Origin of the sequence: Pseudomonas sp. KB_15, assembly GCF_052114525.1 — a bacterium.
Taxonomy (GTDB): Bacteria; Pseudomonadota; Gammaproteobacteria; order Pseudomonadales; family Pseudomonadaceae; genus Aquipseudomonas.
On record NZ_JBFREX010000164.1, the window covers coordinates 1 to 522 of the forward strand.

1 protein-coding gene is annotated in these 522 nt (G+C 65.9%); it reads left to right on the forward strand.

Annotated elements, in window-relative coordinates:
• Positions 1-45: 45 nt before the first annotated feature.
• Positions 46-522, forward strand: a 477-nt coding sequence (locus AB4Z35_RS30245) for a circularly permuted type 2 ATP-grasp protein (protein WP_442101194.1), incomplete at its 3' end; no start/stop codon positions are given.

The window sequence follows — 522 nt, forward strand, 5'->3', positions numbered from 1 at the left end:
GTACGAGGCCGGCGCGGGCGCCCATTTCACGTAGGAGCGGCCATCATGGCGGCGCGGTTTTTCGACGAGATGCTGGAAGGGCGGGAGGACGGAGCAGTGGCGGCCATCGAGGCCGGACAGACGCTGCCGTCAGGGGCGGTCAGGGCCCACTACCGCAATTTTGCGGACTGGATCGGGCGGCAGTCCGGTTCGACGATGGACAACAAACGCGCCGAGGCGGACCTTATCTTCCGGCGCGTGGGCATTACCTTTGCCGTCTACGGCGACAAGGACGAGTCGAACAGCGGCACCGAGCGCACGATTCCGTTCGATGTGATTCCGCGCATCTTCCCGGCCAGCGAGTGGGCCACGCTCGAGCGCGGCCTGCGGCAGCGCGTGGCGGCGCTGAACCGGTTCATCCACGATATCTACCACGGCCAGGACATCATCCGCGCCGGCGTGATTCCGCCCGACCAGATCTACAACAACGCCCAATACCGGCCGGAGATGCTCGGCGTGGATGTGCCGCGCGACATTTATGCC